Below are 6628 nucleotides of genomic sequence, written 5' to 3'. Positions count from 1 at the left end.
GCCGTGGCGGCGGCGCGATCCTCGACGGCTGCGCGGCGGCGTTCGGCGGCGGCCGCTTCGGCCGCGCGACGGTCGGCATTGTCGCGGGCGCGGGCAATGTCGTTGCGGGTATTGACCGCCAGTTGCGACAATCCGGCCACGAAGGCACGCTGGCGCACGAGATCCTCGGCAAGCGTGGCGTCGTCGCGCTGGGCATAGTCGGAAATCAACGAGGCCGTGCGCTGGCCCAGCGTTTCGAGCTGGGCCAGTTGCGCTTCGGCACGACCGGCTTCGGCAAGAGCGGTCTGACGGGCAATGGCGCGAAGTTTCTCGAGCCGTTGCAGGCGTTTGAGGCGGAGGCGTTCAGCCTTCATGGCCGATCAGCGCCACGAGCTGGGCAATGCTGTCGGCAAGCGGCACGATCTCTTTCTGCGACTGGGCGAGAAAGGCGGTGAGGCGATCGTGCATGGCAATGGCGCGATCGAGCTGGGGATCGGCACCCTGGCGATAGGCGCCCATCAGCACCAGATCGCGATTGGCTTCATAGGTCGCGATCAGCGCGCGGAACTTGCGGGCGATGCGGGCATGGTCGGGCGCAACGATGTCGTTCATCACGCGGCTGAGCGAAGCGGCGATGTCGATCGCGGGATATTGCCCGCGTTGCGCCAGATCGCGCGACAACACGACGTGCCCGTCCAGAATCGATCGGGCGGTATCGACGACCGGGTCGTCCTGATTGTCGCCATCGGCGAGCACGGTGTAGAGCCCGGTGACCGATCCGCCGCTTTCGGCCGAATTGCCTGCCCGCTCGACCAGCTTGGTGATCGTGGCCAGTGCCGAAGGGGGATAGCCGCGTGCCGCGCCCGGTTCGCCGAGCAGCAGCGCGATTTCGCGTCCTGCGTGCGCGACGCGGGTCAGGCTGTCCATGATGAGCAGGACGCGGCGTCCGGCCTTGCGGAAATATTCGGCCATGCTGGTTGCCAGCATGGCGCCGCGAATGCGCAAGTTGGGGGCATGGTCGGCGGGTACGGCAACGACGATGCTGCGCTCGCGCTTGGGCCCCTGCATATGGCGTTCGACGAAATCGGACACTTCGCGCGCGCGCTCGCCGATCAGGCCGACGATGACGATTTCCGCTTCGGCCCCATGGGCGATCATGTCGAGCAGGACCGATTTGCCGACGCCCGAACCGGCCATGATGCCGATGCGCTGGCCGACGCCGAAGGTGGTCAGCGCGTTGAGCGCGCGCACGCCGACATCGAAAGTCGCGCGAACCGGCGAACGGTCGAGCGCACCCGCACGGATACCGCCCGAAGGCCATTCGCGCCCCGACATGATCGGCGGGCCGCCATCGATCGGCTGGCCTTCGCCATCGACCGCGCGCCCGAGAAAGGCTTCGCCCACAGGCAACATGCCGGGGCGCCCCTCGGGACGGACGCGGGCCCCCGGACGCAGCAGGACCGGATCGCCCAGCAACATCATCAGTGTGCGCCCGTTGCGGAAACCGATGGCTTCGGCGCTGAGCGTGCCGCGCCCGTGGGCGATGCGGCATTGCGCGCCGATCGGCAGCGACAATCCGCTGACTTCCAGCAGGCCGCCGTCACAGGCCGAGACCACGCCATAACGGCGCGGCGAGAGATCGGGATGGGTCGAGGCCATGCGATCGAGCAGGGGAAAGGCCGGATTCAGCATGTGCGCAGGGCTTCCTCAAGCATCCGGCGCCATTGGATCGGGCCATCCTCGACCCCGCCTTGCGCGGTTTCGACGCGGATCGACCCGCGTTCGAGCGTGGAATCGGGTTCGCAGTGCCAGTCTTCGGGAAGACGCGCATGGATCAGCGCGAGATCTTCGGGATGCAGGCGTATCACCCGTTCATCGTCGGCGCGGGTGAACATCGAGGCGGCCGTCTCGACACGGGCGGCAAGGCTGTTGGGGGATACCGCCGCATCGCCCAGTACGCTTTCGCACAAGGCCAGGACCGTTTCGCGCAGCCGCGCGCCGAAGGCGTCGAGCATCTGCGCATCCATGCGGCTGAGTGCGGTCTCGATGCGATGGCGGGCGGCATCGGCAGCAGCCGCTTCGGCCCGGGCGGAGCTTTGTCCGGCCTCGGCGCCTTCGGCATAGCCGCGCGCATAGGCGTCGGCGACCGGATCGGGCTCGGCCTCTTCGACCGGCACGGCCGGTTCGACCATCTGCGCCACGTTTGCCAGAAAGCGGGCGTCGGGAGCGAACCGGCTGTTGCGGGCCGACAGGGCGGCGAGCGACAGGCGCGCGAAACCCTCAGACATAGTCGTCGTCGCCTGCGCCGAAGACGATCACCCCTTCGGCGGCCAGACGGCGGGCCGCGCTGACCATGATCTTTTGCGCCTCGATCACTTCGGCCATCTTCATGCGGCCGCGTGCGGCGATTTCGTCGCGCACGCCGTCGGCCGCGCGCGAGGACATCGCGCCGAAGAAATTGTCGCGGTTCTCTTCCGGTGTGCCCTTGAGCGCGGCGATCAGCGTGTCGCTGTCCACTTCGCGCAGCAGGGTGCCCATCGACTTGCTGTCGAGCGCGAAGAGATGCTCGAATTTGAACATCTCGTTCTCGATCGCCTTGGCCAGTGCCTTGTCCTGCTTGGCGATTTCGGGAAGCACCCGCTTTTCGACGGCGCGGGCCGAGGCGTTGATGATGTCGGCCGCTTCCTTGGGGCCGCCCATGGTGAGCGCGCTCTGGCCGTGGCATTCGGTGATGCGGCGGGCGAGCATGTCCTCGAGCATGGCGATGGCCTCGGGCGAGACCGGGCCGAGGGTCGCCACGCGGTGGACCACTTGCGACTGGATTTCCTCGGGCAGGGCGTGAAGCACGCCTGCGGCAATGTCGGCGTCGAGCTGGACCAAAAGGACCGCGATCGCCTGGGGATGTTCGTCGCGGACCAGCGGCACCAGCACTTGCGGCGTGAGCCAGCGGGCGAGTTCCAGCGAGGACGTCGGCTGTTCCGGCGCAATCCGCTGCATCAGGCTTTCGGCTTTCACTTCGCCGACGGCCCGGGTCATCATCGCGCGCACGGTGCCCACGCGGTCGGGCACGATCAGCCCGAGCCGTTCGGTCCGTTCGACGAACCCGGCAATCGCCTCGGCAATCGCGGAGGGGCTGATTTCACCCAGTTCGCACATCTTTTCGCCCAGGCGGCGCAATTCGCCCGGTTCGAGCTGGCCGAGCAATTGCGCGGCCTGCTCGTCCTCGAGCAGCATGACCATCACGGCGGCACGTTCGGCGTCGCCGCCGACAAGGACAATGTTGGTTTCTTCGCTCATCGGCTTGGCTCCGCTTGAGGGTCCTTGAGCATCTGGCGCAGGACGGCGACGGCCGTTTCAGGGCGTTCGCGGACCAGCCTCTGGGCCAGTCCGACCTGACGTCCGAGCAATTCGGGATCGACGACCCCGGTGTCGGGATTCTGCGCCGGGATCAGTTCGGGGCGATCGGGTTCGGGTTCGCTGTCTTCGGCTTCGGCTGTCTCGCTGTCCTCGCTCTCGTCACTTTCGATTTTGGCCGCGCCGCGATGATCGCGGCGCAAGGCCTTGATCAGCGGACGGACGCCCAGCAACAGCGTGAGCAGGACCGCCAGCAGTGCGACGCCGTTGCGGACCATCATCGCGAACCACGGCGTTTCCCAGAACTTGGGCTGTTCGACGGTGGTCGGCTGGAAATTGCGGACGACGACGGTGACCTGGTCGCCACGCGTGGGGTCGGCTCCGACGGCGGCGCTGACCAGTTGCTTGATCTGGTCGATCTCGCCCGGCTTGGCCTTGGCCATGGCCGCCCCGCTCAGCGCGACGGCGACCGACAGGCGGCGGACCTTGCCCGGCGAAGCATTGGTGACGGCGACTTCGCGACCCAGTTCGTAATTGCGGGTCGAGGAGGTGTCGCTGCTGGTCGGGCTCGGCGCGGGAGGCGACGCGGGCGTGGTATTGGCCGTAGGCGCGCCCGGCGAAGGCTGCGTCTGGGGCGGGGGCGTGTTGGAAAGCACGCCCGGAACCCCGACAGGCGCGCCGTTGCCGGTCGTTTGCGAGGCGGTCTGGGTTTCGGACCGCACGACGCCCTGCTTGTCATAGCTTTCGCGCGCGCTGGTCTGCTGGTCCATGTCGAGATCGACCTGGATTTCGCTTGAGAAATTGCCCGTGCCCAGCATGGGGGTGAGCAGCGTCTCGACCTGCTGGCGCAGCTTGTCCTCAAGACGCGCCTGCATTTCGATGCGGTCATCGTCCCCCGGACGTCCGCTCGACAGCAAATGGCCCTGCTGGTCGATCACCTTGACTGCATCGACTGACAGGCCCGCTACCGATCCGGCGACAAGATTGACGATCGCGGTCACCTGGCTGTCGGACAACTGGCGCCCCTTGGCCAGCTTGACCATGACCGACGCGGTCGCGGGGGCGTTGTCGCGGACGAAGACCGACTTTTCCGGCTCGGCGAGATGGACGCGCACGGCTTCCACCCCTTCGATCTGCATGATCGTCAGTTCCAGCTCGCGTTCGCGCGCGGCCTGGAGACGCTGGCCCTCGACCGTGCGGCTGGCCCCCATCGGCAGCTTGTCGATCATCTGTTCGCCGGTTTCGGGCGTGGCAAGCGCGCCGTCGGCAGCCGCGACCATGCGGGCCTTGTAGAGATCGTCCTCGCCGACGGTGACTGCGCCGGTCTGGTTGTTGATCGTGTACCGGATCGCCGCCTTGTCGAGCGCGGCGGTGACTTGCGCGCGTTCGCTGTCGTTGAGATCGGTATAGAGGACGCGCTGGGGTGCCGGGGCCATTTCGAGCCACAGCAATCCGGCCATGCCGACCGCCGCGACCCCGGCGAACCAGGGCAAGGCGCGGCGAACGGGCGCCTGGGAAGCGAATTGACCGAGGCGGGCAGGCAGGCTGCCGCCCGATGGGTCGGTGAGGGGGGCGAGCAACGATGGTCGCGGCTCGCCGGCGAGTGCGGGAACAAGGTCTGCCATGGCGGATTAGACGCCCAGCTTCATGATGTCCTGATAGGCGGACAGCAATTTGTTGCGGACTTGCAGTGTCGCTTCGAAAGCGACGCCCGATTCCTGACGGGCCAGCATGACCTGCGCGACGTCGGTCACTTCGCCCTTTTCATAGGCTTCGGTCACGGCGTCGGCCTTGGCGTCGGTGCGGTTCACCGTGTCGAGCGCAGTCTTGAGCGCATCGGTGAACGATCCTGCCGGGGCGTCGCTGGTGCTGGCGGTGGTGGTCGCGTCGCTGCTGCGCACTTGTTGCAGCAATTGCGAGCGGTCGATGATCTGCTGGCGCAGGGCAAGGATCTGCTGGACCCCTGAGGCGCTGCCGATGCCGGGGATCGAGCTCATCTACGACCTCCCGCAACGGCGATGCCGGCTTCGCGGAACGAAGCGAGGCGATAGCGCAAGGTGCGTTCGCTGATCCCGAGCTGGCGGGCTGCAGCCAGGCGATTGCCGCCGCAGGCTTCGAGCGTTGCCAGGATCACGCGGGCTTCCGACAACTGCACGATGTTCGACAGCTTGCCGTTGGCATGGCCGTTGCCGGCAAGGCTGGCGCCAAGCACGGGATCGGTCGGCGCGGTTTCGCCCGCGACCCGGACCGGACGGTCGAACACGATGTGCTGAGGCCCGATCTCTCCGGCATCCCCGGCCAGAAGCAGGGCCCGGCGCACGACGTTTTCCAGTTCGCGGACATTGCCCGGCCAGGAATGGGCCGACAGCATCGAGAGCGCCGCTTCGCCGATCCAGGGAATTGTCATGCCCGGTGCGACGTGGCGCAGCACCATGGCGAAGGCGAGCGGGGCGATGTCGTCGGGCCGTTCGCACAGCGGACGCAGCATCAGCGGGAACACGTTGAGGCGGTAATAGAGGTCGGCGCGGAAGCGGCCTTCGTCGACTTCGAGGGGAAGATCGCGGTTGGCGCAGGCGATGATCCGCACGTCCACCTTGACCGGATGCGTGGCCCCCAGAGGAACGACTTCCTTTTCCTGAAGCGCGCGCAGCAGCTTGGCCTGCAGCGGAAGCGGCATCTCGGCGATCTCGTCGAGCAGGAGTGTACCCCCGTCGGCAGCGCGGAAGAACCCTTCGCCCGCCGCATTGGCACCGGTGAAGGCGCCCTTCTGGTGGCCGAACAGCATGGCTTCGAGCATCGCCTCGGGCATGGCGGCGCAATTGATCGCGATGAAGGGCTTGTCGGCGCGGGCGGAACGGTCGTGGATGAAGCGGCTGAGCACTTCCTTGCCGGTTCCGGTCGGGCCGTTGATCAGCACCGGGATGTCGCTTGCCGCGATTCGCTCGGCCAGTGCCAGCACCGAAAGCGTTTCCGGATCTGCCGCCACCGGGCTGCCTGCCGGCTGGACGCAGGCGATCAGTGCGGCGAGCGCCCCTTCGCTGCCCCCATCGTCGTAAGTCAGGAGGTGGCGCCCGCTCGGACCGCGAACGATCGAGCTGCGCTCTCCGGAGGCATGATCGGCCCGCGCCAATTGTACCGTGCGTCCAAGTGTTGTGGCGGAGGGAAGCGGTTCGGACCGGTCGAGAAGGAAGACCGGGCGAGCCGGTTCGATCGTTCCGAGCACGGCATTGGCACGCTGCACCAGCGGCATGTGCGACGCCTTGGCTCCTTCGGAAATTCTGGGACTTTCCGAAAC

Annotated in this window: 7 protein-coding genes; all 7 read right to left on the bottom strand. The window is 67.2% G+C overall.

The window, feature by feature from the left end; translation table 11 throughout:
- Positions 1-353 (bottom strand): hypothetical protein (locus Y88_RS19355; RefSeq protein WP_050805620.1); only part of this gene is annotated, 353 nt, incomplete at its 3' end.
- Positions 343-1671: a FliI/YscN family ATPase gene (locus Y88_RS07720; RefSeq protein WP_008067788.1), complete on the bottom strand. Its 1329-nt coding sequence runs from the start codon at positions 1669-1671 to the stop codon at positions 343-345. The genes Y88_RS19355 and Y88_RS07720, both read right to left, overlap by 11 nt.
- Positions 1665-2267 carry a FliH/SctL family protein gene (locus Y88_RS07715; protein ID WP_008067786.1) on the bottom strand — a complete coding sequence of 201 codons (603 nt, stop codon included), beginning with the start codon at positions 2265-2267 and terminating at the stop codon, positions 1665-1667. The genes Y88_RS07720 and Y88_RS07715 overlap by 7 nt, the downstream gene beginning before the upstream one ends.
- Complete coding sequence (gene fliG / locus Y88_RS07710) at positions 2260-3276, bottom strand: flagellar motor switch protein FliG (protein WP_008067783.1); 1017 nt, start codon at positions 3274-3276, stop codon at positions 2260-2262. Before fliG ends, Y88_RS07715 begins: the two co-directional genes overlap by 8 nt.
- Entirely contained in the window at positions 3273-4958 is a 1686-nt protein-coding gene (fliF, locus tag Y88_RS07705) for a flagellar basal-body MS-ring/collar protein FliF (RefSeq protein ID WP_008067781.1), read from the bottom strand. The genes fliG and fliF overlap by 4 nt, the downstream gene beginning before the upstream one ends.
- A 6-nt stretch (positions 4959-4964) precedes the next feature.
- The gene (fliE, locus tag Y88_RS07700) at positions 4965-5330 is read right to left on the bottom strand and encodes a flagellar hook-basal body complex protein FliE (protein WP_008067779.1); all 366 of its coding nucleotides are present in this window, start codon (positions 5328-5330) and stop codon (positions 4965-4967) included.
- On the bottom strand, positions 5327-6583 hold the full coding sequence (locus Y88_RS07695; RefSeq protein ID WP_018075996.1) for a sigma-54 interaction domain-containing protein: 1257 nt from the start codon (positions 6581-6583) through the stop codon (positions 5327-5329). Before Y88_RS07695 ends, fliE begins: the two co-directional genes overlap by 4 nt.
- Positions 6584-6628 lie beyond the last annotated feature (45 nt).

This window comes from Novosphingobium nitrogenifigens DSM 19370 (assembly GCF_000192575.1).
Taxonomy (GTDB): Bacteria; Pseudomonadota; Alphaproteobacteria; order Sphingomonadales; family Sphingomonadaceae; genus Novosphingobium; species Novosphingobium nitrogenifigens.
This window is presented reverse-complemented; position numbering and strand designations above follow the sequence as displayed.

Coding starts and splice junctions, on each gene's coding strand:
- Y88_RS07720 (WP_008067788.1), bottom strand. CDS start 1,671: ATGCTGAATCCGGCCTTTCCCCTGCTCGATCGCATGGCCTCGACCCAT.
- Y88_RS07715 (WP_008067786.1), bottom strand. CDS start 2,267: ATGTCTGAGGGTTTCGCGCGCCTGTCGCTCGCCGCCCTGTCGGCCCGC.
- fliG (WP_008067783.1), bottom strand. CDS start 3,276: ATGAGCGAAGAAACCAACATTGTCCTTGTCGGCGGCGACGCCGAACGT.
- fliF (WP_008067781.1), bottom strand. CDS start 4,958: ATGGCAGACCTTGTTCCCGCACTCGCCGGCGAGCCGCGACCATCGTTG.
- fliE (WP_008067779.1), bottom strand. CDS start 5,330: ATGAGCTCGATCCCCGGCATCGGCAGCGCCTCAGGGGTCCAGCAGATC.
- Y88_RS07695 (WP_018075996.1), bottom strand. CDS start 6,583: ATGCCGCTGGTGCAGCGTGCCAATGCCGTGCTCGGAACGATCGAACCG.